Genomic DNA, 25,694 nt, shown 5'->3' with positions numbered 1-25,694 from the left:
ACCTTCCCTCCGTCCGGAGGTCCGTCTCGCGTAACCTGAGGTCCGTCTCGCGTAACCGACAATCCTTGCCCCGAAGTTTGTTTGTCAGGCAAACCTAATTCTATCCCTGTGAAATCTCACAGTCGCGCAAAGCCCGTCGAATTTGCTTTTTGTCAGTCGCTGTAATTGGGCGACTGATTCGTCGAACATCAAATACCCTGAATTGGAGAGGCGCTCAGCATGCGTCCCATTGCTTCGACTGGAGCCGTCTCGTGAAAGTGATTGTCGTGAACAACGAAAAGGGTGGCGTCGGCAAGAGCACGATCGCCGTTCACCTCGCCTGGTATTTCGCCGAACATCGCAAGCGCGTCCTCTTTCTCGATCTCGATCCGCAAAGCAACGCCACGACGACACTCTCGGCTCAGATTGGCGGGCCCGAGGCCGCCGCCTTCTTTGCCCGGCCGGTCGCTGTTCCACCGCTGTCGGCACCCGGCATCCGCGTCGCGCCCGCCACTCCGGCCTTGCGCGGAATTCTGACGGTCGACGGTAAGCTCATTCAGCAGTTTTGCTCGAATCTCAGGGACATCTCGGGATGTCACTACGACATCGCGGTGATCGACACGCCGCCGACCTTTGGCGTGCGCAATCTCACTGCACTGGTCGCTGGAAATTTCGTGTTGGCGCCGATCGACCTCGACGATTACGCAATCGACGGCATCGAGACGCTTTTGAAGCATATTGTCGGCGTGAAGCAGAAGTACAATCCTAATCTCAATTTTCTCGGCTTGATCCCGAACCGCCTCCAGACGACATCCCCGCGTCAGCGCGACAATCTGAAGAGCCTCATCCAGAAGTTCGGCACGAGATATCTCTTCGACGGCGTGATCCCGCAGCGCTCGTCGATCGGCGAGGCTCTGGCGGAGAAAAAGCCGGTTTGGAGTCTGCCGAAGACAGCCGCCCGCGACGCGGGGCGAGAAATGCGGATGGTCTTTGACAAACTCGCCGCCAAAATGGATCTTGCATGAGCTACGCCCAAAAACTCGACGACGTCGCCTTGCTGCTCGACGAGCTCGAGGGCCTCGAACCCGCGATCGGTAACAATGGCGCGCCGCTCGAGATCGCTTTGAGCCAAATCGAGGAGGATCCCGGACAGCCGCGTCGCAATTTCGACCAAGCCGGTCTCGAAGAGTTGTCCGCCTCGATCCGCGAACGCGGTCTGCTCCAGCCGATCGGCGTCACCAAAAAGCAAGTTAACGGCAAGCACCGCATCGTTTTCGGCGCACGCCGATTCCGTGCGGCGAATTTGGCCCGTCTGACGACTATCAAAGCCATCATTCAGGCTGGGCAGGCCGACGATCCATATGACCAGATGGTCGAAAACATTCAGCGCGACGACCTTTCGGCCACGGAGATTGCCGCTTTCATCGAAGCGCGACTGAGAGTCGGAGAAAAGCAAAAGGACATCGCCAGACGCCTCGCCAAGAGCAAGGGGTTCGTCGCAATGCACGCATCGATTGGCCAGATGCCGCAGATGCTCCGAGATAAGCTTTCAGCGTCACCGCTTCGGGCGGTTTATGAACTCTATCAGCTGTGGAAGCGAGACGCGGCAAGAGTCGAGGAATTCTGCGCGCAGCATGAAACTTTCACGCGTCGGCAAGCTGAAGCGTTCGTCGAACGAGCGTCTGCAAAGCCAAGCCACAACGATGACTCACTCCCGGCTGCAAGCCTGATTTTCCGGGGGGAGCCATCCTTACCTCAGCCGACGGAAGATGAGGTGAAACTCGGCGCAGCAGGGCTGCCTGAGGGCGAGCCCTTTCCGACGGCGCCACGGAAATCTGCATCGGATGTCATCGTACGTGTCCGTCACGAGCAAAGAGGCGGTCGCTTGATCCTTGGGCGCGCTTCGAAAAGAGGCTCGCACTTCGGGATTGTCGCCTTCGATGACCATGGTGAGGAAGCGCAAGTGTCGCTCGCTGAACTCGCTCTTGTCGAGATTCGAATCCACGAGCCGCTTTGATGGCGATCGATCAGGCAGCGAGCAGCAAAGCGGTTTTTCCATCCCGAAGGGACGAAGCGAAGCGGAGCGCCCGGAGGCTGAACGCGCTCATCAAATAGCGCCGTAGTGAGGCCGGAGGGTGTGGGAAAGGCGCGGGCAAGAAGGGAAGAGGTCGGGAGCCGTCGTCTCAATCTTCATGCCGACGCGAACGATCCAAGTCAGCCGAAGAACCCGCCTCAAGCCTGAGACAAGCAATCGAAATCGAGCCATGAGACTTGAAAATGGAGCGCATCGTGTTTTTCGAGGTGGAGTGCAGGATAGGCTTGCCGCCAGCCGTTTTTAAACACCTCGCCCTCTGAGAGGACTAAGCGAACGCATGGCGTTTCTGGGATTTCATCTCGACGATGCGCTCGCTGAAAAATTCGCGGCGATGGCGGCGACCGAAGGCGGCAAATCCGCTTTGATGCGGCGTCTCGTTCAGCAGGCGATGGGAAATGGCAAGTCACTGGCGCAGGGACCGATCGCGACGGGAGTGTCCCGCAAAGTGACGATCAGACTGACCGAAAGCGAGCTGCATCTTCTGGCGACCGTCGCCGCGCAGCGCGGCATGAACCGCACGCAATGGATCGCATCGCTGGTAAGGGCGCGGCTCGGTTTTCCGGTGCAGCAGACGCGTGACGAACGTCAGGCGCTACGAGCCGTGGCGCGCGAACTGAACCGCATTGGCGGCAACATCAACCAGATTGCCCATGCCGCCAATCTGAATCGGCTAATTGGACAATCGGTGAAGATCGAGGCCGAAGCAATCCGGGAGGCTTCGGCGCGAATCGAGGTCGCTCTCGCCGAACTACGTGTCGCGGTCAGGCGTAACGCCGATTATTGGCAAGGCCGCTGATGAGCGGCGGGGGCGACCGCGACCTCGAACTACCGCCGATCTCCTACGTCTGGAGAACGCCGGTCCGAAGGCCAAAGCGCGCGAAATGGGAAATTCCTGATCCTATCGACCCCAGAAGCTCACGCCCGGCATGCGGGCTAAGCTGCAGCGGATCGTCGCCAAAGCGCCTGAGGTGATGGTCAAGATCACCGGCAAGTCCAAAACCGTCGCTCATCTGAAATCCCATCTCGAATATATCACCCGCAACGGCGAACTCGCTGCCGAAACGGAAACCGGCGCGGTAATGCAAGGACGGCAGGGTTTGCGCGACGTCCAGGCGCGGTGGGCAGACGATGCGGAACTAGATGGCAGTCGGCGTCGGGACGGGCCGCTGTCTCATAACATCATTTTATCAATGCCGCCCGGAACCGACCCGATGGCCGTGAAGGACGCCGTTCGCGCCTTTGCGATCGGAACCTTCGGCGACCAACATGATTATATCTTCGTGCAGCATCTCGACGATGAGCACCCGCATGTCCACCTCACCGTTCGCTCGCTCGGCTACGACGGTAGGCGGCTTAATCCTCGCAAGTCTGATCTCGCGACATGGCGCGAAGAGTTCGCCGGCAAATTGCGATTGCGCGGCGTCGAGGCGGAAGCGACGCCGCGCCGCACACGGGGCAAAGTCAGGAAGGCCGAGCGCGGCACTGTCCATGCGATCAAACAGCGTGGGGAGCAGCCGCGCGTCGAGCGGCTCGCCCGCGAGGAGATCGTGAAGGAATCGCGAGGAGGAAAACGCTCAGATCGCCCTTGGAATGCAAGAACGCGGGAAAGGCAGGCGGATGTCAGAGAGGCCTATCGCCAACAGGCCGAGGACCTGCGACGTTCTGCGAGCGCGGCCGATCGCGACCTCGCGATGCAGGTGCTGCAGTTCGTGGCGGAACTGCCTGAGGTCGAAACAAGACGTGATAGGCTGTTGAAGGAGCTGGCCAAGGCCATCCAAAGAATCCCGCCGCAGGAGCTTGGAAAAAATAAGGACAAATGAAACCGCTCGGGGATGGAGCTCGATTTATGAGCCGCGCGCTCACGCGCGCGACACCATAACTGCCAAACGTCCGATATTGACCCGAAGCGGCCATTCGCGAGGCCGCCGTCTGGACCTAAATGACGCGCGGCTTTCGCACCTATCTTTTGCACGTGGCAACCCATTGGTAAGCCTCAGCCCGTTGCAAGCACAGCGATCTTGACTTCTAACGCCAAGGCGGCAGATTGTCGTCCTATGGGGAAGCGATCTCCCCACGAGGCGACATGCCCAAGAATCGCGTCCGGGTTTTCCACCAAGGGCGCACCATGTCGTCAATCAACTCCATCTCTCCCGACAAGCTTGCGCGTCTCATCGGCGTCCCGCATTGCCCTGCGCTCATCGACGTGAGGACTGATAGGGATTACGAGGCCGATCCGCGCTTTCACCCAGGCGCTTTGCGCCGCGATCCCAAGTCTGTCTCGGAATGGGCTTCGGAATTCATCGGTCGGCCGTCCATCGTCATCGATCAGTCTGGCGAGCAGGTCAGCGAAGGCGTCGCCGCATGGCTTCGTCATGCGGGCGCAAGTTCCTCCGACGTGCTCGCTGGCGGGCATTTGGCCTGGGTAAAATCGGGCGGCCCACTCATTCCGGCTTCAAAAGTGCCTCGGCGCGACGGTCTTGGGCGAACGATCTGGGTCACGCGCTCTCGCCCGAAAGTTGATCGCATCGCCTGCCCATGGCTCATTCGGCGGTTTCTCGATCCTGGCGCCGTCTTCCTTTTCGTCGCCCCTGGAGAGGTGTCTTCCGTTGCGGAACGCTTTGGCGGCGCGCCGTTCGATATAGAAGGCGCATTTTGGAGCCACAGAGGCGAACGCTGCACCTTCGACACCATGCTCGAAGAATGGGGACTGGAGTCAGAGCCCCTGCAAAGGCTTGCCGTCATCGTGCGAGGAGCGGATACGGCGCGGCTCAATATTGCCCCTGAGGCAGCCGGTCTGCTCGCGGCGTCTCTAGGGCTCTCCCGCATGTATGCAAATGACCTCGAACAGCTCGAAGCCGGGATGGCGTTCTACGATGCTTTCTACCGCTGGTGTCGCGATGCGACTGACGAACCCCACAATTGGCCTGCCGCCAAATCAGGAAAAGCGTCGTGAATATTCATTTTCAAACTACCGCCCGCGATCATGGCGTATCCCTCGCTGAAGCTATCCGTGTCTGGGGGCGCATTGCTTTGCTGAGCTTTGGCGGGCCCGCCGGGCAGATTGCGATGATGCACAGGATTGTTGTCGATGAGAAGAAGTGGATTCCGGACAGCCGCTTCTTGCATGCCCTCAACTATTGCATGCTGTTGCCCGGCCCGGAAGGCCAGCAGCTCGCCACTTACATCGGGTGGCTCATGCATCGAACGCTCGGCGGCCTTATCGCTGGCGGGCTGTTTATCCTCCCCGGCATCGTCTCGATCATGGGGCTCAGCATCATCTATGCGCTCTGGGGCAACGTCGGCATCGTAGGCGCGCTATTCTTTGGATTGAAGGCCGCCGTCCTCGCCATTGTCGTCGAAGCCGTCGTTCGGATCGGAAAGCGGGGGCTCAAATCAACCGCCATGCGCCTTTTGGCTGCGGCGTCGTTCATCGGCATTTTCTTCCTCGCCGTGTCATTCCCCGCAATCATCCTTGCATCGGCGTTGATTGGTTACGTAAGCGCGGCGCGCGGTAATCTCGCCTTCGCGGCAGTCGGGCATGGGGCGGCGCACGAGGACCGCGAAAGTCTTCTAGGCAACGAGACCCCCGCTCACGCCCTCCCTTCGGGAAAGCGGGCGCTGCGCGTTAGCCTGATTTGGTTGGCGGTCTGGCTCGTTCCAGTGGCGGCGATCCTGATTACAGCCGGGCCGGAGAACGTCTTTTCGCAAATCGCCGTGTTCTTCAGCAAAATGGCCGTCGTCACTTTCGGCGGCGCTTATGCGGTTCTCGCCTACGTCGCGCAACGGGCGGTCGAGACCTATCATTGGCTAACGCCTGCAGAGATGCTCAATGGGTTAGGCATGGCGGAAACGACGCCGGGCCCGCTCATCATGGTCTTACAATTCGTGGGCTTCCTGGCGGCGTTCCGGTCGCCAGGCGAGTTGCCGCCGCTTGTTGCTGGCGCGCTGGGCGCGTTGCTCGCGACCTGGGTGACATTCGCGCCGTGCTTTCTATGGATTTTCCTGGGCGCGCCCTACATCGAGAAGGTTCGCCAGAACAAGGCATTGTCCGGCGCTTTGGCGGCCATAACCGCCGCGGTTGTCGGCGTTATCCTCAACTTGGCGATCTGGTTCGCGATCCATGCAATCTTTCGCGAGACTGTCGCCGTGCATGCTCACGGGCTGTCGTTTGACGCGCCGGTTCTGACAAGTGTGGATTTCTGGAGCTTTGCTCTCTCGGTCGCTTCGGCGGTCGCAATCTTCCGCTTCAGGATTGGCATGCTTCAGACTCTGGCGGGCTCCTGCGCAGCAGGAATGGGGTTGTTTCTCGCGGGAGCGATCTAGGCAATCAGCAAAGGGGAAAGCCATGAAACTGCCGCTAGCCGCTTTGACGACAATCGGCCTGCTATTGCCCGCGTCCATGGCTATGGCTGAAACCGACTGGTCGCAAGTTGACGCCGCAATCGGCAAGAAGGCCGCCGTCATTGGGAGCGTACACAAATACGGTCTCCCGCGCAGCGATCTTCACGTCACCCTTGATGGGGTCGCAATCAAGCCGGGGCTTGCGCTCGGCGGCTGGATTGCCTTCGAGCCGACAGGGCAAATGGCCATGATGATGGGCGACCTGGTCCTGACGGAAACCGAGATAAACCCTGTCATGCGGTCGTTGCTCGCCAACGGCGTCCAGGTGACAGCCGTCCATAACCACCTTTTGCGCGCCAGCCCCGCGCCTTTCTACATGCACGTCGGCGCGCACGGCGATCCCGTGAAAATTAGCAAGGCCATTCGGGACGCACTCGCCGAAACAAAGACGCCGTTTGAGCCTTCTGCTGTTCCGGTTGGTGAACCTCCGAAGATCGACTTCGACACGGCACGGGTCGAAGAAGCCCTCGGCTCGCAAGGGAAAAACAGCGGCGGCGTCTATCAATTCAGCATCCCGAGAGCTGACGCCATCAAGATCGAAGGCGCGACAGTCGCCCCTGCGATGGGCGTCGCGAACGCTATCAATTTCCAACCCACGGGGGCGGGCAAGGCGGTGATTACGGGGGATATCGTCGCTACGGCCAAGGAGGTCGAGCCGCTGTTGAAAGCGCTTCAGTCCAACGGGATCGAGGTCACCGCCCTACACAACCATATGCTCGGCGACGAACCTCGGCTGTTCTTCGTTCATTTCTGGGCGAATGCCGACGCTGTTGGTTTGGCCAAAGGACTGAAGGCGGCCTTGGCCGTGACCCATCACACCCATTAGCGGTACCGCGGGGCTCAGAGCGTCTGACGAGACCAAAGTACTGGTCGACCCGGCAGTATGGCTCAGTGCAAAGGAGAGGAATCATGCACAAAATCTCAAGGCGGCAGCTCATGACCACTGCCGCGACTGTTGGCGGCTCGATGATTTTCGCTGGTCGTCAAACGAAAGCTGCAGACTCCGAAATGCGCTTCGACTTTACGCGCGCCTTCGGGGGCTGGGAGACCGTGACGGGACAATGGGCCATTGAGGATGTCGCGGGCGCTTCGAGCGGTAAAGCGCTGGTCCAACGCGCCACAAACAACGCATTTAATGTGATCATTGCGCCTGGCGGCCCTTTTGCCGACGTCAATGTCTCGGTGCGGTTCAAACCAATCTCGGGAATTAAGGACGCGGCGGGCGGCATTGTCTTTCGCTTTTCTGAAGGCCGCTATTACGTGATCCGAGCCAACGCCTTGGAGGATAATTTCAATCTGTACTATTACGATAGCAGCCGGCGTAAAATCCTTGAAACGCGGGTCAAGGCTCCCGCACTCGGTCAATGGCATAAGCTGCGCATCAACGCCGAGGGCGACCGCTTAAGGGGCTGGCTCAATGAGCAACAGCTCATCGATCATCGAGACGACAGGTTTAAATCTGGACGAGTTGGGCTCTGGACGAAAGCCGACTCGATAACGGCATTCGATGATTTGGTCGTCAGTCCGATAGATCATGGCTGATCGGACCGATTCATACTCGTCTTGCTACACGGCGAGACTTGGCCTGGAGGCTGCCTGGTCATGATCCCCGGACGTCGCTCTTCGCCATGGGCGTAGCCGTCGCGATCTTGGTTCAAGGCGATTGCTGCGAACGCTTGCTGCCTCGGCGACGATTGGCGGCGCTATGCAGTCGGGCTGATTTCGAGCTGCGGCGCGAGATTATCGGAGAAGCTAAAATGTTTATTCGTGCACTGTTCACAGCAGCTCTGCTGATGTCGCCAGCCCGAGCTGCCTCGCCCCAATCCGAGGGCTTCAAAAGGCTGACCGGGCCTCAAATTCAGAGGGCTTTCAGTGGAAAGCAATTCAGCGACGGCATCCATTTTTCCTATCGCTTTGCCGCCGGCGGAACAATGCAAAGCACGCGGATGGGTAAGACAACGACCGATAAATGGGCTGTCGCGAAGGACAAGCTCTGCATGACCGATAGCTTCGGCGAAAACTGTTACACCGTTTGGGCCAAGGGCTCGGAAGTCAAATTCGCAATCGATGGATCAGATTTCTCGTTGGAGGGATTCCTGAAGTGAGTGAGTTGCGGCCGGTGAAAGAGTCATTCGCGTCGAAACCAGCTGCCTCGTGGATGAACGAGACTCTTCGCTTAGTGATCTGGGCGCGCGGCCTCCGGGACTTCGGCGACGGCTTTGTCGCCGTGTTGCTGCCGCTCTATCTCGTGAGGCTCGGTTTTTCACCATTCGAAATCGGCGTGCTAGCGGGAACCGCATTGCTCGGCTCCGCCCTCCTTACCTTGGTGATTGGCCTTATCGGCAATCGCTATGACGCGCGAGATTTGCTGATCATCGCCGCTACCTTGGCGGCGGCGACCGGCGTTGCACTATCGATCGTTGATTCATACGCGTTACTACTCGTCGTCGCCTTCATCGGCTCTGTAAATCCGTCGGGCGGTAGCGCAAGCGCCTTCGTGCCCATTGAACACGCCGTTCTAACTCGCCAGACAGCCGCCGCGGCGCGGACCAGTGCATTCGCGCGCTATAGCCTCGTCGGCGGCCTCGCAGCCGCTGGTGGCGCGTTGGCGGCATCTTTGCCGGAAATTCTCACGAGAATGGGCTGGCCAGAGCTTCTGGGCGTGAAGGTGATGTTCGCAGTCTATGCGATGCTGGGGCTGGTTGGAGGGTTGCTCTATGTGCGCATGATTCCGATGCCTCCGTCGTCGCAAAGCAGTCATTCCAGTTCGCTTGGGCCATCACGCGCTATTGTTTACAAGCTTGCCGCATTGTTTAGTCTCGACGCGTTCGCTGGCGGCTTTGTTATTCAATCGCTCTTGGCCCTCTGGCTATTCGAACGCTTTGATTTATCGCTTGCTGCTGCAGGCCTGTTCTTCTTCTGGTCAGGAATCCTGTCGGCATTCTCTTATCCTGTGGCTGCTTGGCTTTCGAGGCGCTTCGGTCTGGTCAATACAATGGTCTTCACACACATCCCCTCGAGCCTGTGCCTAATCCTCGCGGCCTTGGCGCCGTCGCTCCCACTTGCTCTCAGTTTGTTGCTTGTTCGGGCCGGGTTATCACAAATGGACGTGCCGACGCGTTCATCTTATGTGATGGCGGTCGTGACCGAACCCGAACGCACGGCAGCTGCGAGTTTAACATCCATTCCTCGCAACCTCGCCGCGTCCTTGAGTCCGGCGCTTGCGGGCGCCCTCTTTTCTCTTTCGTGGGCGGCGTCGCCACTAATCATCTGCGGAGCGTTGAAAGTTGCTTATGATATCTTGTTGCTCAATCAGTTTCGGCGCTTGAAGCCGCCTGAAGAATGCTGATGTTGCCAGATCCGAAATCAAGATTTTTGTTTATTGCCCTTTCGGCGGGAACGTGTTTGCAGCCGGCGCTCTCGACGCTTGGTCAGAAGGAGGGTGTCCCTCCGATCACCATCTCGTAGGAGAGGAAACAAAGTGAACCATGGACTGCCCCCGATCACCGCCACGGTCCTGCATTTCATCCATAAATATTTTATATGGGTAATTGTATCCTCTTACATTGTCGCCGCTTTTTTCCCTCGCCTAGGGCTTCTTATACGCAGTACCGAACTTGGGAATATCGATATTGTGCGCACCAGGATTAGCGTATCGCTGCCCCCCGCGATGCTGGCCTTCCTACTTTTCAATGCTGGCTTGGGTGTCAGAGCGGATGAACTGATTGGCTTGAAGCGCAAGCCGTACCTGCTAATCGCCGGCGCTACAGGAAATCTCCTTGTGCCGCTCGCTTACATCGCCTGCGTCGACATCATCATGAAACTTTGGCGCGACCCCGAGGAGGTTCAGCAAATCCTGACGGGCCTCGCCCTAGTTGCGTCGATGCCAATCGCAGGGGCGTCGACAGCCTGGTCGCAGAACGCAAACGGCAACCTCACGTTAAGCCTTGGGCTAATCCTGCTCACAACCCTAAGCAGCCCCATCGTCACGCCGATTGTTCTTCATGCCGGAAGCTTCATCACAGTGGGCCACTATTCCGAGGACCTGCACGAACTCGCAAGTAGCGGTACCGACCTTTTCCTCAGCATTTGGGTTATCTTGCCGTCCTTATTAGGCATGCTGACTCATCGCATATTGGGAGAAAAGCGTTCGGCGTTGATCTCGCCCTACCTGAAGCTCGCCAATTTCATCGTTTTAGCGTTGCTGAACTATTCAAATGCGTCGCTTACCTTGCCAGGAGTCATTTCGCAGCCTGATCTCGATTTCGTCATTGTGATGCTGATCATCGTGATCTTGTTGTGTTTCGTGATGTTCGGCGCGGGATACATGTTGGCGCGCGTCTTCCGTGCTGGTCGCGCTGATATGGCGTCATTGATGTTCGGCCTCGGCATGAATAACAATGGAGCGGGCCTTGTAATGGCATCGCTTGAGTTCTCCGATCACCCAGGCGTCATGTTGCCGATCATTTTCTACAATTTAGTCCAACACTTCACAGCAGCCCTGGTTGACAAGATATTGTCCCGGGGCGTGGCGGGAGGATCGGATTAGGGCGCGAGTCCCGACGCATTTTTGAGCGGCCGACGAAATATGAATTTAGCCGACCCTAATGAGAAGCCGGCCGATTTCGAACACTTGATCACATTCCTATTTTTGTTTTGGTCGGATCACTTCAAAAGTGGCGGGCTCGAGCTCTTTTCGAATCGTCGTTTTGATCTCGCTATATTGTTTGTATCCTGGGTCGTTAGCGAGCCTGCCGCGGATCGTCTCCTTGAGCGAGTCGCGAAGCGCCATGCCGCGGATCCCATCATATTCGAGTAGCAGCAGTGAATGCCACGGCGCGTTGGTCGGGTTCTGGTTCAAATAAATGGCGTAAGACGGCATCAGGCCTGACTCGACCCAGCCGGTCAGCTGAGGGACAACATATTTATTGACGAAGTCCTCGTATTTCTCGCTGGCGACTAACGAGATGTAAGGGATGATCATGTACAGCGACTTGGACTGGTCGGCCTTGGCTGTGCCGCCCTGCCAAACGAGGTCAGTGTAGGTGTCGGTCTTAGGAACTCCCAGAGCAATGCCTTCCGGCGCGAGCCCACCTGGATAGTAGCGCTGAATCGCATGCCATTTGGCGATGTCGCTGAACTTGGCAAAGTCGATGATCACCCACATGTCGGGTAATTGTTCGTTGACCTGCGTCGCAAACAAAATTTTGTACCCGGTGAAAACCCCCTTGTTCCTCCATCCCTCGAACTGCGTGACGCCGGAGCTCTCCATATATTTGCGAAACGCGACCCGCTTCTCTATCGGCGCCTTATAGGTGAGGACGAGGTGCGTCTCGCCCTCGCCAGCGCGGCCGCGCTTTTCGACCGTCTGCGCTGCCGCAGGTACGCCGGCGACCGCCAGCGCCGATGTCACAAGAAGGCAAAGGATCAGCCGAGCTATTTTTCCCGATATACTCAATTGAAGCCTCCCTTTCCGCCATCGGGCGATCTCGGCAATTGCTGACTTGTGAATTGGAACCCTCTCACAGTTGTGACCGAGAGCCAGAGCCTGTCAAAGCTATTGCGATCGGACGGGGTCCATATACATCCCCATATGGAACCTTTCGGGAATGTCTGCTCCTGGCGCGAAGCAGCCATCGAAGCGACGGCCGCTCCTGACCCTAAGCGGTCGCTCCTGCGGGAAGGATAAACGGCCCCTATGGGTGGGAAAGCCTTCAATGCGCGATGCATCCGGCAACGACGAAGGCGCGCCCTCCCGAAATTCAGATCTAGCGAGACGAATTATGTTCGACTGGCTGCTGATCCTTCTTATCACGCAGTCTCGTGACTTGTGTCAGGATGGCGCAGCCGCAAAAAGCAAAAAAGCATTAAAATCAAAAGCGCCTTCTTGATTGAGGTTGACTAAATTAGCTCGATGTCGAATTGCCCGTCCTCAAAAACGATCGGACCGCATGCGACATCAAGAGCGGGCTTCATATTGTTGCTCACCGGCAAGCCGCCGATAATCTGCGCCGCCTCGGTTGGCTTAAGATTCTCCGTCGCGTAATTGACCGTCTGAACATAAAGGTAATGCTTCCACGGACCCGTCGGGACGTCGCCAACAGTCATCTCACCAATATAGATGCAGCCGTAGCGCAAAATGCGGAACGCGCGCGCAAGCAGCTCGCGATTGTCGAGCTTTTCGAGCAATTGCAGAAGCTCTTGAAGGACGTCGTTCCTGTGTTTGACGACAGGCTGCCGAAGAGCGACAGGGAAAGCCTTATCGACCGTCGTCGGCGTCAATATCGCCGTCGCGTGATAGCGCTCGCAGCGACAGCCGGGAATGCCAATCGCCGCCTGCGGCGTTGCAACGCTTTCGCTTAGCCTTTCGGGCGTTTTGCCGGCCCAACGACTCAAATGCTCGCGCTCAACGTGGGTGAGCGCCGCGCCGCTATTCGGGTCTGGCTGCCTAGGCGCGCAAGCCTCCGGCAATATTAGCGCTAAAAGCTTGATCGTCTCTCCTGGACGATAGAGCCTTTTGTCGGTTAGCAACAGTTTATCAGCAAGGACATGCGGATTGCTCTTCGTTTCGCTGACGCTGTGCGAAAAATCACCCGCGTCCGTATGCCTGGTGTATGTCCAACCCGTATTGATTTTGAAATGCGTTCCTGGGATCGGCAACTCAGGATAGTTAAGTTTAATCTTCTGACTTTCCGCCAATGTCTTAGATCCGTCAGGAGGATGCGTCGCCGCTTGACCGCGTCGGGTAGGATCGATTTCGTCGCTCAACGCCGCCGCCACCGCCGCCGCCACCGCCGCGCCAGCCAACACCGACCCTACCGTCGTGTTGGGCGTATCGAGCCTGAAGAAATGAGCCGGATTGCAGATGTCGAGCTGGAAACCGATTTCGAGCGAATCGTCCAGGCCAATCGGCGAAGGCTGAACAACTTCCGTCCCCGGCGATCCATCAAGCACATGCTGATTGCTGAGGACCATCTGTTCGCCCGTCATGCGATCGAACACGATGGCGCCGAGCGTGCCGTACCAGAATGGTTTGGTGTTCACGCCAACGGTGACGCCGCCGACGAGCGGATCCTTACGATCGTCGCGCGAACCCGACGCGCTTGAAGTCGGGCGCAGTCGCGCCATCTGCTCAACATCGGTCGGAATGCCGTCAATTTCAGAAGGCACTAGCTGATAGCCACGGCTTCTCACTTCGTCGGGGGCAAGCTTCTGCTCGACGAAGACTTTGAGAGCGATGCGATCGAACTGCATCTGCCCCTTGACGGTCTTGTAGCCGACGCCAAGACCGACAACATTTGGCTTGTTCAGCCATTCCTCGCGGATATTATCGAGCGCCTTCTTGGCGCTGGCCTGAGCCGCGACGATTTCCGGCGCCTCGACAGGCTTTCCGAGTTCGACGACGTCGACAGGGATATCATCGAGGGTAGTTGGCAGGTTGCCGTAAGGCTGCTCGGCTTTCTTTCGCACCGTGACGACGATCGCGGCCTCGCCTGTAATCTTGCCGCGGCGTCGGCGCGGTCCTGCGCCGACGGCGATGACGCCCGGCATGCTCAGCAATTCTTTTTCATGCTTTCCCGCTGCGGCGATCGCGCGATCCAGCATATCGTAAAATTCCTTGTTCATATCGAACACCTAATTGTTGAAACGGATATTCAACTGATTAACGACCAGCCTGATGGGATTGCCGATCCCATCCGTTCCCGCATCGGAGAGATCGCCTGCGAAATTGAGCGCGACTGGCCGCTTGCTCGCCATATCCACCCAAACCGATCCCGAATCGCCCGCCTGCGACAGCGGCTGCTCCATGCCGACGATTTGTGTGACATGCACCTGATTAACGTAATTGATCACGCCCGAAATCGTGTCTTCCGTATCGTAATTTACGTTGGTCGCAAAAGTGATCGAATTGACGACCCCGCGCGTCGTGCCGCTGCGTCCGCCCGACTTCCACACCACATTGCCAAGAACGGCGTCTTGAATGCCGAAATCGCCATTGTCAGTGCGATCGAGCTGGATAATGTTGCCCAACCCTTCAATCGGCGATCCATTATTGACATCGTCGCTTTGCGCGTCCTCTTGACCGAGGTTGACGCCGCGCGATCCATTGAGATCGCAAACCGCGCAATCGATATGATTAGCGTTGGCGTCGCCCACGCGTCGAATCTTGCCTATAATGAATTTCGGATCCTGCCCTGCCTCGATATAGTCGTAAACAACCGAAGCGATCGCCAGGAGAACGGCGATAATGATGAGAATGACCTTCCACCAAGGGTCCTCGAAGGGCAGCGGCCCGAACTGGCCCAGATAGGCCGGATTCGGTTCAATCTTGTAATCGAAGCTGATGGGCAGCCAGCCGATGGGCTTCACCCGGCACCAACCGTCGACGCCCGTGCCGTCCTGCCAGCCGCCGCCATCGCCACCGCCGCCACCGCCATCCGAACAGCAGCCGACGCTTTTCGGGTCGCAGCATGTATTTAGAAGCTCCTGCAAGCGACAGATATCGATATCCTTGCCGTCGAGCAGTTCCTTTAACATCCGCCGCAGCATTTCGCTTCCACGCTCTTTGCAGATACGTTCGCGCGTACGGCAATCTTCCCACCAAGAGCCACCGCCCGAACCGCCACGGGGGCCGCCCGAGTCGCCCTTGCTGAGACACTTCATCAAATCCTTGGCGGCGTCATTCGCGGCTTTAAGATCGAGCTTGATCGAACCGAGCTTCAGTCGCAACGTTCCTTCCGGCACGCTGGCGACAAGTTCCTTTGTGGTTTTGTCAAAGGCGCTGCGCGTGATGAAGATTTTCTTATGCACCACCCGCGTCGGCGCATCGTAATTCGGATCGAAGGCGTCGCGCTGCGCGACAAAGCCGACTACCGGCTTAGAAGGTCCCGCGTTCCGCACGTCCACCTTGAAATAGATAGTGGTCTCTTCACCAACCTTGAGATCGGGCACGCGCACATAGCCGCCGTCAACGACTTGGCCGAATTGTTGCTGTTCCTGCGTTGTCCATGCGTCGAGCACAATCACGCCGTGCACACCCAACGCGCTACGACTTGTGGGCGCAATGCCAATCTTCATGCCCGTCGTCGGAAAATCCGACGTCCAGTCGAAGAACCATTTGTTGCGGATGCGCACGCCCATATATTGTACGCCCTGTGACGTATCGAAAATACCGTCTGGCATCATGACGAGAGAACCGCGCTCCAACGCGAACGGACGCTGAGTGATCTCAAATGGCGCGTCGAGATGCTCAAACTTTACCTGGAGGTCGTCATAATCGCCGTCTCGCTGGTCGGGGAAATTGTCATCCGCCGACATGAATCGCACAACGATAAGTGGGCTTGACATGCCGATCGAACTGATGATCGCGCTTGGCTGCCAACTGGAACCAGCGTTGTTATTCCATTCGAGATCGACTTGACCGTTCTCGAAGACAAAGCTGTTGCCAACAACGCCATCATAGGCTCCGGCTCCGCTTGTCGCGGCGATGACGTTGACTCTTTGGCTAAATCCGGCGTTACGTCCAATGACCGTGGCGCGCCAATTTCCCTGAAAAAATTCGCTCATGGCAACCTCGAACCATTGTCCAAATGGAAAGCGAGCGCTCCTATCTGGACGCAATAATTTAGAAATATTCTTATAGAGAACGTATAGAAGGCCGATTTGGTTCCTCTCGTGGTCCGCGCGCTTCCGACACTCGCGCGTAGTGGCCGAACCGTGTCGGCCAGGCCGAAGCGCTTGTTTCTGTCAAAGCTCAACTTGCTCCGAGATGCTCAGGGCGTTATCGACCTCTATGCCGAGATAATGCGCCATGCTTTCCAACTTGGTGTGCCCCAACAAGAGTTGCAATCCAGGAGCCAAAAGGATAGCTCGCGTCGCGCTTCTGCCCGAGATGGCGCTCGACGCCGAATTGCGCGGCGCTAAGACCAAAACCTTGCGAAGGTCGCATAATGGCGCTAGGCAGACTCCGGCACGGCAAGTTCCGGCCCGATAAGCGTTGGATTGGCGTCGCTGACGCCGGATCTGTTCACCAGCGGCGGGTCGATCCGTTCCTGCAACTCGCCGTCTCGCGGAGGATTCCGCGGCGCACCATGGTCATCCCCCGGTCACCTATGCGCCCATGTCGCCTGATAGCGCGCCTGCACCGAGACTGTGGGTGGATGTCCGAAGATCAAAAGTCCTTCGTCGAATTTCCCTCGGCCGACCTCCTACGCGCCAATCTCATCGAAGTGACCCTGCCCTCGTGATCAAAGCTACCAAAAAGCTAATTCGCGACGCGTGGGCCCGACGATGATCGTCGCCGAATCCATCATCTCCTTCGTGTCGGGATCAGCCGCGCTTTCCCACAGTCCAGCGAAGGCGAGCGGACGGCCGTCTGGCGCCGAGAAATAATGCGGCGTCTTCGCGCCTTTCGGGCCAGTCCATTCGTAGAAGCCGGAGGCTGGGACGACGCAGCGGCGACTCTTGAACGCCGAGCAAACATCGGCTTTTCCGTGACTGTCTCTGCGCGGGCGTTGAAGGTCCGCTGAAGGTTACGCGGCTGGCCGATCAGATCGGCGAGCCGGTGAAGCTCTTCCCAAAAGAGATGCTGGGTGAAGCGTCCACACATAGGCGGAAGCATAACAGGAGCGAGCGCGGACGCGCCACGACCTTGCGCGCAGTCGCGCGTGTTCTCTTCGTCTTCGTTGGCTCGAAACGAAAAAGCCCGGCACAAGGCCGGGCTAGTTTTTCGGGAGGAATGATGTTGACGCCTACGTAAGTTTTGCTGCGTTCGGCGCCAATGCGACAACTTGCCATGTGCGCCGGCGTCGCACCCCTCCGGCCGTAGTGGCGCTGGCCCCATCCCCCGATCGAGGAGAGCCGCCTGCGCCACTACCTCTCGCGCGCAAAAGCGCAACTCAGTAGTAGCGGTAACCGTAACCGTAGTATCCGCCGAGAGCCCAGAATGGGGCCGTCGCGAGTCCTACCGCTGCACCCGCAATGGCTCCGGCTGGATTGTACCAAGGGTAGTAACCATAGTAGCGGTAGTGACGGTGACGCCAATATGCATGTCGCCAGTAATGGCGATAGCGACAGCACCGATAATGCACGCTTTCGAGGGGCGAAGAGAGACTCAGCGGTTCTTTGCCCGCTATGCTCATTACCCCAGCATCCGACTGGTTGACTGAACTCCCGAGCGCTGCTGCGCCGCAAATGATTCCGAGCGCATAAGCCCTGGCGATCTTACGCATGTTCGGCTCCTTGATCTTCACGAGCGGCAAGCGCCAAACACTGCTTAAGCTATTGTTCTGCGCCGCCGCCGATCGAGCCCCGATAAATTGAGCACGTCATTGTGAAGGCAAGTGGCCCCAACCTTCGACAATCGAATCCCGCAGAGGCTCTTCTCGGATGACGATATTTGTCTGCAAGCCCGGCCGAGGAAGGCAAAGGTTGGCGAACCGGCGATGATTGATGAAAATCTCCCGCTTTCGGCTTTCACTCCCGCAGCGCATTATAGCCGTCTTTAAAGCCGTCGAGAGTGACTATGTGGCGAAGTCCCTCGCCGGGATTAACGTAGATTGTTATTAGCAAATTTTTGCCGTTGAGCATCTTGCTCATCAGGTCGTTGCCGATAGGACCTTCAGCAGCACAGGTAATCTGAGTGCATCGCGATTGGCAAGCGCGTGCGATAGGCGTTCAATTCGATTTCAACGCCGTTCGATTGCAAGCCGCCGGCGCGAGGAAATTGCTGATGATGCATGCTCGCTTCCTACATTGGCCCGATAGCGAGCAAGGCATCCGCTCCATCTATGCTGCGAGTGCGGGTAGAGCGATTGTCAACGGCTGATCGCGTGGCGCCCCGGCATCGGTGACGCTGGCGCGATTTTCGCTCGCGCGTTTTACTGTAATCGGGCAGCACTTAGAAACGGCTGAAAGTCAGGTCATCTTCACATTTGGCGGATCGTTGAAAAGTCGAGTCCTCGTTTGGCGGATTTTCCCCGACTCGAATTGTCGTATCGCCCGTGAAGCGATATGGCGGAACCGGTAAATTATAGGAGCGGGAACGTCCCGAAATACGCGCCCCGCGAGATCATATTTCGAGCCGTGACAGGCACAAAAATAACCTCCCAACCAGTTTGGAGCTGGGTCTGTAGCGTTAGGAAGCGGATCAAATTGCGGAATGCAGCCTAAATGGGTGCATATCGCTACATACACCCCGATTTCCGGCATCAACGAACGATGCCAGTTCTTGGCGTAGGGAGGTTGCTGAAGATATCCCGATTCTGGATCAGCTAGCTCGCTTAACAATTGGCGACTTTGAAGAACCTGCAGATTTTCCTGAGTTCGAAACACCACAAAGATTGGTTTTTTCCGCCATAGAATGACAACTTGTCCGCCTGGTTCCACTTGGCCGAGATCGATGTCCACGGGACCGCCGGCCGCGAGAGTCGACGCATCGGGGTTCATCTGATCGATTAACGGCACTAAGGAGGCCGCCGCCCCGGCGACGCCTGTCGTGGCCGTTGCGATAAACAGAAAATTACGGCGCGTCGTTTTCGCTGCCGGGGCCTTGGAAGGCGATTGAGATCGGTTGATCATGGCAAACCCCTAGGCTTTTGAGGGCTCCCGTGGCCACCCCTATTGACAATAGGGCTCAAAGCACCCTGCGAGGCGTAATCGCTAATCTCGCCATTTTTTCAGAGCGCTCTACAAAATCGATGCGCAAGGCTGGACGTCGGCCATACGCGGAAACGCCGCATCCCGGCAGGCGAAGCGAGCGTCTGCGTCAGATACGGAATCTTCGACCTGACAGCGGCAGCTGTTTTCATATGTCGCGAGCGGATGGTATAGCCGCGCCGGCTGAAATTTGTGCGTCTGGCCAATACGGCCGCTAAGGCGCTGAAGCTCTGTTCCCGGCCTCTGTGGCGGATAGAGAACGCCCCGACCGCTGAGGCAATAGGGGGGCATTTTTGCTTGGGCTGCCGGGTCGCATTTTCGCAACCAGACTACGCCGAGATCACACGGAATCGGATTCTCTCGGGAACAGGCATCGATCGACCAATGCGGCGACGAAATGTTGGGTCAGATTGTAGAGGATCACCGGCAACAAGATACTGGCGTGATCTGCCATCGCGGTCGACGCCAGCACCAATCCCGCGCCGTTGTTGTTCATGCCGAGTCCAAACATCAAGGACGCTGTCTCTCCCCGACCTGCGCGGCCGAGACGCGCGCAGACATAGCCAACTGCGAAGGCCGTCAGACAGAGTGCGAGGACGATTGTCAGCATAATCGCCAGGAAGTCCCCGTCCGGCTCTCCGACAACACCGGGGAGCGACAGGGAGGCATTCGCATAGTTGAGCAACACGATGACGGCGTAATTTGTGAGCTTCGAGAAGGGCCTGAATCTAGCGAGAAGTATCGCTGGGACCAAACGTCCGGCGCCAACGCCGAGAAGCGATGGTGCGAGAACCCATATCCCAAGAAAACCCACTGCCTGCCCCCCGGCGAGCTCATGCAGGTCTTCGCTGTAGTCGCCAGTGGTCAGCATCCCGACGCCGTGAATGACGAGAGGGGTGAAGACGGGGCTCAATAAGGTGGTCGCCAAAACCAGTCCAATACTGAGCGCCATATTTCCGCTAGCGGATTGCGCCCAGGCCGTCGAGGCGCCGGCGATCGGCATAGCTGCGATAAAAGCGAGTCCTGTAAGAATCTGCTGTGTTTCGTCGGGATTATGCCATGGTCTCAATAACACGCTGGCGGCCGCGATGAACGTGAGAGGAAGCAGGAAGTTTCCTATGATGCCGGCAGCTACGACGAAAGGCCGACGAATGAGGCTCCTGGCCTCGGTGACATTGGTGAATAGTCCAGCGTTGAAAAGCAGCACAGCCAGAAGCATCGTCGTCGCCGAAGCGACGAGATCGCCTATGCCGGTGTGAACGCTGGCAAGGCGCGTTGTGCGGAGCCAGACGCCCACATTCGGCGCCGCCGCCGCAAAGACATAGGACGCAACAACGATCCAGATAAAGTAGCGGTGCGCCAGGTGCGCGATGGACGCAGCGGCACCCTTAGGATCAGACAATTTCGGCTCCCCGTCGTGATGCTTCTCAACCCCGATTGCGATCGGGACGAGCCGATGAAGCTCTTCCCAAGAGAGATGCCGCGTGAAGCGCCGCGCATGGCGTGAGCATAGCAGGCACGACCGTGGATGTAACGGCGGGGCGTTATTACCTTCTGCCGGTCATTCCGAAATTATTGACCGCTAGGCATTGCGGTTGGGCCGCTGCCCTCCTGCCAATAAGGCTGAGCAGCATAATGCTGATGCACACGCGTCTCCCACTCGCGATCCATCCAGCTTTCGTCGGTATAGTCCGGCGCGCGCTCGACCAGATCCTGGCTCACATCCGTTACATATCCCTCAAAGTCTCTGTCGTATGTCAGCGATGTCCAGGGCAATGGATGATGACCGGGATGCAGGCACATGAAGCCGCAAAAGTTGACCACCGCGTAAAGGACTCGGCCCGAAACCATGTCAATCATGAAATGGTCGATCTTGCCGATTTCCTTTCCGCCCTTGTCGTAAACGGCCACGCCATCGATATGCTCGCTCGATATGAGGTTGACCTTGGGGTTTGATGCAGCAGAAGCCATTTCACTCTCCTATGAATTTCACCGCTGCTGGCCGCTTTCGAGTGCATCCCTGCTCACGCTACGGCCCCGCGGCGTCAGTTACGCCATAAACGGATGACTTGACGGCGTGTTCCTAGATCGTCGATCGGCAAACATGCGCTCTCGCACAGCCCTTCTTGCGCATCGCTTTTTTATGGTGGCCTCCGAAACGGCCCCGGACATTTGGGGGAAGATAGCTGACGCGTCCCCAATATGCCTAGCAGGGGGCACAAAGGCGTTGCGCCGTTGGAGCAGCGCGCAACCGTCTCGGCAAGAATCTGTTCAATTTTGGTGAGATCGGCGAGCTTCGCGCGCACGTCGTCCAAATGCGTCGCCGCGACCTCTCGCACCTCGGCGCAGGACGAGCGCGACGGCTCGGCAAGCGCCAAAAGCGTGCGGATTTGCTCGATGCTAAACCCGAGTTCGCGCGCGCGACGGATAAAGACCAGCCTCTGGACATGGCCTTCTTCATATTCGCGGTGTCCGCTCGCCGTCCTCGCTGGCTGCGGCATGAGCTTGATGCGCTCGTAATAGCGCACAGTCTCGAGATTGACACCTGCCGCCGCGGCAAGCTGCCCAATGGTGAAAGGCCGCATATTCCTCTTGCACCCGTAGTCGCTACAGGGCGCAGAATAAGCCGCAAGTCAAAAAAGGGCGAGCCAAACTATGACCGTCAACCACGCCGCACAAAAAGCCACGCCAGACGCTTCGTCTTCCTCCGCTGCGCGAGCCACGCCGAAATGGCTCGCCGCCTTAGGACTCGTCGCGGGTCTCGGCGCGGTTGTCGCCTCGTCTTGCTGTGTCGTTCCACTTGCGCTGGCTGCGCTTGGCGCGGGCGCAAGCGTAATGGGCGGACTTGAAGCAGTCGCGGCGTGGCGTGTTTCGCTGCTCTCTATCAGCGCCTTGGCGGTTGTTGGGGGCTTGGCCGCGTGGTGGTTGAAGCGTCCCGTTGCCTGCGCTTCAGCGGGCGCTGCCTGCGCGGCGACAGATCGATCCCGCGCGACGCTGACGCTGCTCGTCTGCGCGTCGGTGCTCGTGCTCACAGCGGCAAGCTGGAGCTATATCGACCCAATACTGCTCAAGCTTTTGAGAGGCCGGTGAATGGAACTCGTCTCGACAATCACTTGCCCGGCCTGCGGCCATCAATCGGCGGAAATCATGCCGACCGCCGCCTGCCAGTTCTTCTATGAATGCAAGGCTTGCGGCGTCTTGCTCAAGCCAAAGGCGGGGGATTGTTGTATCTTCTGCTCGTACGGCGATGTGCCATGCCCTCCGATGCAGGAGGCAAAGCAGCATAGCGGCGCGGTGGATCGTCGCTCTTGATCGTTTTGGCTATTTCGAGCGCTGGCCAGGACGGCGTTAGCGCGACCGGCTTGCCGGATCATTCATAGAAGTCCGACGCCGGAATCACGCAGCACCTCGACTTGAATGTCGAACGCTAACCGTAAGTTGCGGCCCATGCGAGTAGCTTAGCGCCCAAGTCAATGGTAGTTTTGCGGCCCGAAATGAGCCTGCTACCGATATCGGGCGTGTTTGCAAAAATGAAACAACGAACCAACTCGGAGTGGTTATCGGCATTAACTGCTGGGAATTCAGACGAAGCAGCAGCGCTGGCCGATCTTCGTTCTCTCATGACTGTTGCGATCAGCCGAGTTCTCTCGCGGCAGCCAGCGTTCGATGACGCGATGGGCGCGCATCATTTGACGGAGGATTGCGCGCAGGAGTCGGTGCTTCTCATTCGAGAAAAGCTCTCTCAGTTCCGTAACGAAAGCCGCTTCACCACCTGGGCGTATGCCATCGGCGTGCGTGTTGCTCTTGGAGAGCTACGCCGGAGGAAGTGGCATAAAGCGGCTCTAGACAAAGCGCAGCTGGGTCTAGCCGCGCCGAACTGGCCAATTGATGGGCCTGGGCCTGATCGAAACCTGGAGCAACAACAGGCGTGGGCTTTGCTAGCCGAGCTGATCGAGACATCGTTGACGCCGCTTCAAAGAAAGTCGCTGATCGCACATGCGTTTCAGGAGATGCCGCTTGACGAGGTCGCGCAATGGCTCGGCAGCAATCGCAACAGCATCTACAAACTCATTCATGACGCGCGCAAACGCCTCAAAGCATCGTTATCAGCGCGCGGCATGAGCCATTTGGAGCTAATATCGATATTTGACGTATCCCATATGGAACGCCATTCGATCTCGGACGGTAAGAACCTTGATGCTCAAGACGTCTCGTAATTGATCTTGATGGATCGTAGGAAATGAAACGGGAAGCCTTCACACGCTTGATCGATACGGTCTTTGCCGCAAAGAGCGGTGAGGAGATGTCTTGCAGCGACTATTTCAACGAACTGCCGCGCTACGCGGAACTCGAAGCCAATGGTGTGGATGCGGCCGCCCTTATGCCGGAGGTGCGCCATCACATGCACCAGTGCCCTGAATGCGAAGAGGTCTACCTTGGACTGCTGGGGCTATTACGCGCGGAAAAAAAATGAGCATCCGAAGTAAGACCGTAGCCAATGATTGCATCTAACGATTTCTGGCTGCCTGCGGCCCGTCCATGCCATTGAACAAACTCCAAAAAATTTTTCTTGAAGGGTAAGTTCGCTCGCCGCCGCGCCTCTAAGGATCATCCGGCGACTGGATCCCGGATGGAGAGGGAGAGCGCATGTCAAATCTCTATGAACGTCTAGGGGGTGAAGCCGCCGTCAATGCCGCTGTCGAACTCTTTTACCGCAAGGTGCTTGCCGATGGGCGTATTGCGCGATTCTTCGACGGCGTGGACATGGATCAGCAAATCGCCAAGCAAAAATCGTTTTTGACCATGGCGTTTGGCGGCCCCAATAACTATACCGGCGCTGATATGCGCAATGCGCATAAGCGTCTTGTCGCGCAGGGGCTGAACGATTCCCATGTCGACGCGGTGATTGAAAATCTGAATTACACATTACGCGACCTCGGCGTCGGTGAAAAGGAAGTGAAGGAAGTGGCGGCGATCGCCAATTCCGTGCGCAATGACGTGCTTAATAAGTGAGTCTGCTTAGATATGAGGATCGTCCGGTCGATATCCGACCGGGCGAAACCGTTCTCGAAGCATTGCTGCGCGCGGGCATAGACGCGCCGCATTCCTGCCGCGCCGGCAATTGTCAGAGCTGCATGCATCGGGCGATTGACGGCGCGCCGCCGCCGGAATCACAGTCCGGCCTCGCCGACGCGCAAAGGGCGATGGGCTATTTTCTGCCCTGCATTTGCCGGCCCACGACACCCCTGACAATCCTGCGCCCCGACGATCTCAACGCGAGTCTTGAAGCAATCGTTCGAGCGATTGATCCGTTGAGCGAGGATATCATCAGGCTGCGGGTGGAGGCTGACGGATTCGCCTATCGGCCCGGACAATTTATCGAGCTCAGCGCCGGGGAAGACCTCAGGCGCCATTATTCGCTCGCAAGCCACCCGGAGGAAGATCCCTTCCTTGAGATGCACATTCGACTCCATCAGGACGGGCGAATGAGCCGTCACTTGGCGGAAACCCTGCAACCCGGCGATAAGGTGCATGTCGCAGGACCTTCGGGCTCGTGTTTTTACGAGGGCGTGAATGTGGATCAGCCGATGCTGCTCATCGGCGCAGGCACGGGTCTCGCACCGATCTATGGCGTGCTGCGCGACGCGCTTCACAAAGGCCATCGTGGGCCGATCCGGCTTTATCACGGCGCCCGCAGCCGCAAAGGCTTGTATCTTTCTGACGAATTGCGGGCGCTTTCCGACGCGCGCGACAACTTCAACTATCGCCCCTGCGCATTCGACCCGTCGGCTCCGCATGGCGGCGACGTTGCCGCGACAGCGCTCGAAGCGGAGCGAAACATTGCCGACGCCGCGATTTTTCTCTGCGGCGGGGAAAATCTTGTGAAGCGCTTGAAGCGCGAATTGTTCATGCGCGGCGCGAGCCTCAAGAACATTCGTTCGGACGTCTTTACCCTATCGGGTTGATCCGCGTATCGTTCCCTATGGAGCCCAGTTTGCGATTTTGTACGGCGTCGGCGCGACGATGCTGACGTGAGACTCAACCAGCCCGGCGCCGCTCCGATCGCTTCGAAGGCCAGAACTCCATAATGCTGGCAGGCGCGGTTCAAGCACTAAACGCGTGCGGCTTGGACGCGCTCGGCACGAAGATCAGCGATCGTCGGGGGGAGAGGGGCGCTGCACCTTGGGAGCATATCAGATGGCAAAAACGAAGCGACGGGGACGCCTCCAGCCCGGCTGCGCGCCGGGCTTTTTTTGTTGTGCGGAGTGATGGATTGGGCCGGCACGTATTCACAAAAAGACCCGGATCATTCTATCGATCCGGGTCGAAAGAGGGAGCCGCAAAGAATGGGCGGGAGCGTGCAGCGCGATCGAATGTGCTCTAGGCTGCAAATCAATTGGAGAGCGGCGAAGCGCATCAAAGGCGTCGGCAAGACCGGGCGAAGCCCCGAAGCGGATGGCCAATTGGTCTCGGAATGAGCGAATTACAGCCCGGGATATGCAAACGGGCTACTCGGCGAATATAACGATACGCATTGTCAGCTATGGAACGCGCGGAGCGC

General features: G+C 57.9%; 27 protein-coding genes and 1 pseudogene. 18 read left to right on the top strand and 10 right to left on the bottom strand.

Going from position 1 to position 25,694, the window contains the following annotated elements:
* Positions 1-251: 251 nt before the first annotated feature.
* The 11 genes from FEV16_RS15505 to FEV16_RS15455 all read left to right on the top strand — a co-directional run bounded on the left by FEV16_RS15505 (position 252) and on the right by FEV16_RS15455 (position 11,024).
* A complete protein-coding gene (locus FEV16_RS15505; protein WP_138168503.1) occupies positions 252-1,004 on the top strand; it encodes a ParA family protein in 753 nt (250 codons plus the stop codon).
* The gene (locus tag FEV16_RS15500; RefSeq protein WP_138168502.1) at positions 1,001-1,996 is read left to right on the top strand and encodes a ParB/RepB/Spo0J family partition protein; all 996 of its coding nucleotides are present in this window, start codon (positions 1,001-1,003) and stop codon (positions 1,994-1,996) included. The genes FEV16_RS15505 and FEV16_RS15500 overlap by 4 nt, the downstream gene beginning before the upstream one ends.
* A gap of 355 nt (positions 1,997-2,351) precedes the next feature.
* The gene (gene mobC / locus FEV16_RS15495; protein ID WP_138168501.1) at positions 2,352-2,870 is read left to right on the top strand and encodes a plasmid mobilization relaxosome protein MobC; all 519 of its coding nucleotides are present in this window, start codon (positions 2,352-2,354) and stop codon (positions 2,868-2,870) included.
* A 130-nt stretch (positions 2,871-3,000) separates the two neighbouring features.
* Positions 3,001-3,894, top strand: a complete 894-nt coding sequence (locus tag FEV16_RS15490) for a relaxase/mobilization nuclease domain-containing protein (RefSeq protein ID WP_246657373.1) — start codon at positions 3,001-3,003, stop codon at positions 3,892-3,894.
* A gap of 305 nt (positions 3,895-4,199) precedes the next feature.
* Entirely contained in the window at positions 4,200-5,027 is an 828-nt protein-coding gene (locus FEV16_RS15485; protein ID WP_138168516.1) for a sulfurtransferase/chromate resistance protein, read from the top strand.
* A gap of 2 nt (positions 5,028-5,029) precedes the next feature.
* Positions 5,030-6,397 (top strand): chromate efflux transporter, encoded by a 1,368-nt coding sequence (chrA, locus tag FEV16_RS15480; protein ID WP_246657377.1) that lies wholly within the window; start codon positions 5,030-5,032, stop codon positions 6,395-6,397.
* A gap of 22 nt (positions 6,398-6,419) precedes the next feature.
* Positions 6,420-7,301, top strand: a complete 882-nt coding sequence (locus FEV16_RS15475; protein ID WP_138168499.1) for a DUF1259 domain-containing protein — start codon at positions 6,420-6,422, stop codon at positions 7,299-7,301.
* 110 nt (positions 7,302-7,411) lie between these two features.
* Entirely contained in the window at positions 7,412-8,017 is a 606-nt protein-coding gene (locus FEV16_RS15470; RefSeq protein ID WP_138168498.1) for a family 16 glycoside hydrolase, read from the top strand.
* An 86-nt stretch (positions 8,018-8,103) separates the two neighbouring features.
* Positions 8,104-8,580: a hypothetical protein gene (locus FEV16_RS15465; protein WP_138168497.1), complete on the top strand. Its 477-nt coding sequence runs from the start codon at positions 8,104-8,106 to the stop codon at positions 8,578-8,580.
* A gap of 53 nt (positions 8,581-8,633) precedes the next feature.
* Positions 8,634-9,824: an MFS transporter gene (locus tag FEV16_RS15460; protein ID WP_138168515.1), complete on the top strand. Its 1,191-nt coding sequence runs from the start codon at positions 8,634-8,636 to the stop codon at positions 9,822-9,824.
* 132 nt (positions 9,825-9,956) lie between these two features.
* A complete protein-coding gene (locus FEV16_RS15455) occupies positions 9,957-11,024 on the top strand; it encodes a bile acid:sodium symporter (protein WP_138168496.1) in 1,068 nt (355 codons plus the stop codon).
* Positions 11,025-11,120: 96 nt separating this feature from the next.
* Here the strand turns inward: FEV16_RS15455 and FEV16_RS15450 are convergent, their stop codons facing one another.
* The gene (locus FEV16_RS15450) at positions 11,121-11,888 is read right to left on the bottom strand and encodes a hypothetical protein (RefSeq protein ID WP_138168495.1); all 768 of its coding nucleotides are present in this window, start codon (positions 11,886-11,888) and stop codon (positions 11,121-11,123) included.
* A 304-nt stretch (positions 11,889-12,192) separates the two neighbouring features.
* On the opposite strand from FEV16_RS15450, the gene FEV16_RS17010 reads away from it, so the two are divergent.
* Positions 12,193-12,366: a hypothetical protein gene (locus tag FEV16_RS17010; RefSeq protein WP_171015258.1), complete on the top strand. Its 174-nt coding sequence runs from the start codon at positions 12,193-12,195 to the stop codon at positions 12,364-12,366.
* Between the two features lie 10 nt (positions 12,367-12,376).
* On the opposite strand, the gene FEV16_RS15445 is transcribed toward FEV16_RS17010, so the two are convergent.
* The 9 genes and pseudogenes from FEV16_RS15445 to FEV16_RS15400 form a co-directional block, all read right to left on the bottom strand.
* A complete protein-coding gene (locus FEV16_RS15445) occupies positions 12,377-14,101 on the bottom strand; it encodes a hypothetical protein (RefSeq protein WP_138168494.1) in 1,725 nt (574 codons plus the stop codon).
* Between the two features lie 9 nt (positions 14,102-14,110).
* Complete coding sequence (locus tag FEV16_RS15440) at positions 14,111-16,042, bottom strand: hypothetical protein (protein ID WP_138168493.1); 1,932 nt, start codon at positions 16,040-16,042, stop codon at positions 14,111-14,113.
* A gap of 686 nt (positions 16,043-16,728) precedes the next feature.
* Positions 16,729-16,890: pseudogene (locus FEV16_RS17345) on the bottom strand (SOS response-associated peptidase family protein); the annotation flags it as partial.
* Positions 16,891-17,373: 483 nt separating this feature from the next.
* Complete coding sequence (locus tag FEV16_RS15425) at positions 17,374-17,706, bottom strand: hypothetical protein (RefSeq protein ID WP_138168491.1); 333 nt, start codon at positions 17,704-17,706, stop codon at positions 17,374-17,376.
* Positions 17,707-17,950: 244 nt separating this feature from the next.
* Entirely contained in the window at positions 17,951-18,145 is a 195-nt protein-coding gene (locus tag FEV16_RS17495; RefSeq protein WP_138168490.1) for an invasion associated locus B family protein, read from the bottom strand.
* Between the two features lie 246 nt (positions 18,146-18,391).
* A complete protein-coding gene (gene petA, locus FEV16_RS15415) occupies positions 18,392-19,054 on the bottom strand; it encodes a ubiquinol-cytochrome c reductase iron-sulfur subunit (RefSeq protein ID WP_246657371.1) in 663 nt (220 codons plus the stop codon).
* A gap of 418 nt (positions 19,055-19,472) precedes the next feature.
* A complete protein-coding gene (locus FEV16_RS15410; RefSeq protein ID WP_171015257.1) occupies positions 19,473-20,534 on the bottom strand; it encodes a bile acid:sodium symporter in 1,062 nt (353 codons plus the stop codon).
* A 170-nt stretch (positions 20,535-20,704) separates the two neighbouring features.
* The gene (locus FEV16_RS15405) at positions 20,705-21,103 is read right to left on the bottom strand and encodes a PRC-barrel domain-containing protein (RefSeq protein ID WP_138168489.1); all 399 of its coding nucleotides are present in this window, start codon (positions 21,101-21,103) and stop codon (positions 20,705-20,707) included.
* A gap of 170 nt (positions 21,104-21,273) precedes the next feature.
* A complete protein-coding gene (locus FEV16_RS15400) occupies positions 21,274-21,717 on the bottom strand; it encodes a helix-turn-helix domain-containing protein (RefSeq protein WP_138168488.1) in 444 nt (147 codons plus the stop codon).
* Positions 21,718-21,787: 70 nt separating this feature from the next.
* On the opposite strand from FEV16_RS15400, the gene FEV16_RS15395 reads away from it, so the two are divergent.
* The 6 genes from FEV16_RS15395 to FEV16_RS15370 all read left to right on the top strand — a co-directional run bounded on the left by FEV16_RS15395 (position 21,788) and on the right by FEV16_RS15370 (position 25,098).
* Entirely contained in the window at positions 21,788-22,222 is a 435-nt protein-coding gene (locus FEV16_RS15395; RefSeq protein WP_138168487.1) for a mercuric transporter MerT family protein, read from the top strand.
* A complete protein-coding gene (locus tag FEV16_RS17335) occupies positions 22,223-22,444 on the top strand; it encodes a GDCCVxC domain-containing (seleno)protein (RefSeq protein ID WP_138168486.1) in 222 nt (73 codons plus the stop codon).
* Positions 22,445-22,626: 182 nt separating this feature from the next.
* Entirely contained in the window at positions 22,627-23,349 is a 723-nt protein-coding gene (locus FEV16_RS15385) for a sigma-70 family RNA polymerase sigma factor (RefSeq protein ID WP_246657370.1), read from the top strand.
* A gap of 23 nt (positions 23,350-23,372) precedes the next feature.
* On the top strand, positions 23,373-23,606 hold the full coding sequence (locus FEV16_RS15380) for a hypothetical protein (RefSeq protein WP_138168485.1): 234 nt from the start codon (positions 23,373-23,375) through the stop codon (positions 23,604-23,606).
* A 173-nt stretch (positions 23,607-23,779) separates the two neighbouring features.
* Positions 23,780-24,145 (top strand): group 1 truncated hemoglobin, encoded by a 366-nt coding sequence (locus FEV16_RS15375; protein WP_138168484.1) that lies wholly within the window; start codon positions 23,780-23,782, stop codon positions 24,143-24,145.
* Positions 24,142-25,098 (top strand): 2Fe-2S iron-sulfur cluster-binding protein, encoded by a 957-nt coding sequence (locus FEV16_RS15370; RefSeq protein WP_246657369.1) that lies wholly within the window; start codon positions 24,142-24,144, stop codon positions 25,096-25,098. Before FEV16_RS15375 ends, FEV16_RS15370 begins: the two co-directional genes overlap by 4 nt.
* Positions 25,099-25,694: the final 596 nt, after the last annotated feature.

Source organism: Methylocystis sp. B8, from assembly GCF_005771425.1.
In the GTDB taxonomy this organism is placed as follows: domain Bacteria; phylum Pseudomonadota; class Alphaproteobacteria; order Rhizobiales; family Beijerinckiaceae; genus Methylocystis.
The sequence above is the reverse complement of the archived record's forward strand: the minus strand, read 5'-3'. Positions and strand labels throughout refer to the sequence as shown.

What these genes read in the sequence shown, in the direction of transcription:
- FEV16_RS15460 (WP_138168515.1), top strand. Translation starts at nt 8,634, where the DNA reads ATGAACGAGACTCTTCGCTTAGTGATCTGGGCGCGCGGCCTCCGGGAC.
- FEV16_RS15470 (WP_138168498.1), top strand. Translation starts at nt 7,412, where the DNA reads ATGACCACTGCCGCGACTGTTGGCGGCTCGATGATTTTCGCTGGTCGT.
- mobC (WP_138168501.1), top strand. Translation starts at nt 2,352, where the DNA reads ATGGCGTTTCTGGGATTTCATCTCGACGATGCGCTCGCTGAAAAATTC.
- petA (WP_246657371.1), bottom strand. Translation starts at nt 19,054, where the DNA reads ATGATCAACCGATCTCAATCGCCTTCCAAGGCCCCGGCAGCGAAAACG.
- FEV16_RS15445 (WP_138168494.1), bottom strand. Translation starts at nt 14,101, where the DNA reads ATGAACAAGGAATTTTACGATATGCTGGATCGCGCGATCGCCGCAGCG.
- FEV16_RS17010 (WP_171015258.1), top strand. Translation starts at nt 12,193, where the DNA reads ATGCGCGATGCATCCGGCAACGACGAAGGCGCGCCCTCCCGAAATTCA.
- FEV16_RS15405 (WP_138168489.1), bottom strand. Translation starts at nt 21,103, where the DNA reads ATGGCTTCTGCTGCATCAAACCCCAAGGTCAACCTCATATCGAGCGAG.
- FEV16_RS15425 (WP_138168491.1), bottom strand. Translation starts at nt 17,706, where the DNA reads ATGCGTAAGATCGCCAGGGCTTATGCGCTCGGAATCATTTGCGGCGCA.
- FEV16_RS15380 (WP_138168485.1), top strand. Translation starts at nt 23,373, where the DNA reads ATGAAACGGGAAGCCTTCACACGCTTGATCGATACGGTCTTTGCCGCA.
- FEV16_RS15395 (WP_138168487.1), top strand. Translation starts at nt 21,788, where the DNA reads ATGACCGTCAACCACGCCGCACAAAAAGCCACGCCAGACGCTTCGTCT.
- FEV16_RS15475 (WP_138168499.1), top strand. Translation starts at nt 6,420, where the DNA reads ATGAAACTGCCGCTAGCCGCTTTGACGACAATCGGCCTGCTATTGCCC.
- FEV16_RS15385 (WP_246657370.1), top strand. Translation starts at nt 22,627, where the DNA reads ATGAGCCTGCTACCGATATCGGGCGTGTTTGCAAAAATGAAACAACGA.
- FEV16_RS15490 (WP_246657373.1), top strand. Translation starts at nt 3,001, where the DNA reads ATGCGGGCTAAGCTGCAGCGGATCGTCGCCAAAGCGCCTGAGGTGATG.
- FEV16_RS15375 (WP_138168484.1), top strand. Translation starts at nt 23,780, where the DNA reads ATGTCAAATCTCTATGAACGTCTAGGGGGTGAAGCCGCCGTCAATGCC.
- FEV16_RS17335 (WP_138168486.1), top strand. Translation starts at nt 22,223, where the DNA reads ATGGAACTCGTCTCGACAATCACTTGCCCGGCCTGCGGCCATCAATCG.
- FEV16_RS15465 (WP_138168497.1), top strand. Translation starts at nt 8,104, where the DNA reads ATGGGCGTAGCCGTCGCGATCTTGGTTCAAGGCGATTGCTGCGAACGC.
- FEV16_RS15485 (WP_138168516.1), top strand. Translation starts at nt 4,200, where the DNA reads ATGTCGTCAATCAACTCCATCTCTCCCGACAAGCTTGCGCGTCTCATC.
- FEV16_RS15440 (WP_138168493.1), bottom strand. Translation starts at nt 16,042, where the DNA reads ATGAGCGAATTTTTTCAGGGAAATTGGCGCGCCACGGTCATTGGACGT.
- FEV16_RS15400 (WP_138168488.1), bottom strand. Translation starts at nt 21,717, where the DNA reads ATGCGGCCTTTCACCATTGGGCAGCTTGCCGCGGCGGCAGGTGTCAAT.
- FEV16_RS15500 (WP_138168502.1), top strand. Translation starts at nt 1,001, where the DNA reads ATGAGCTACGCCCAAAAACTCGACGACGTCGCCTTGCTGCTCGACGAG.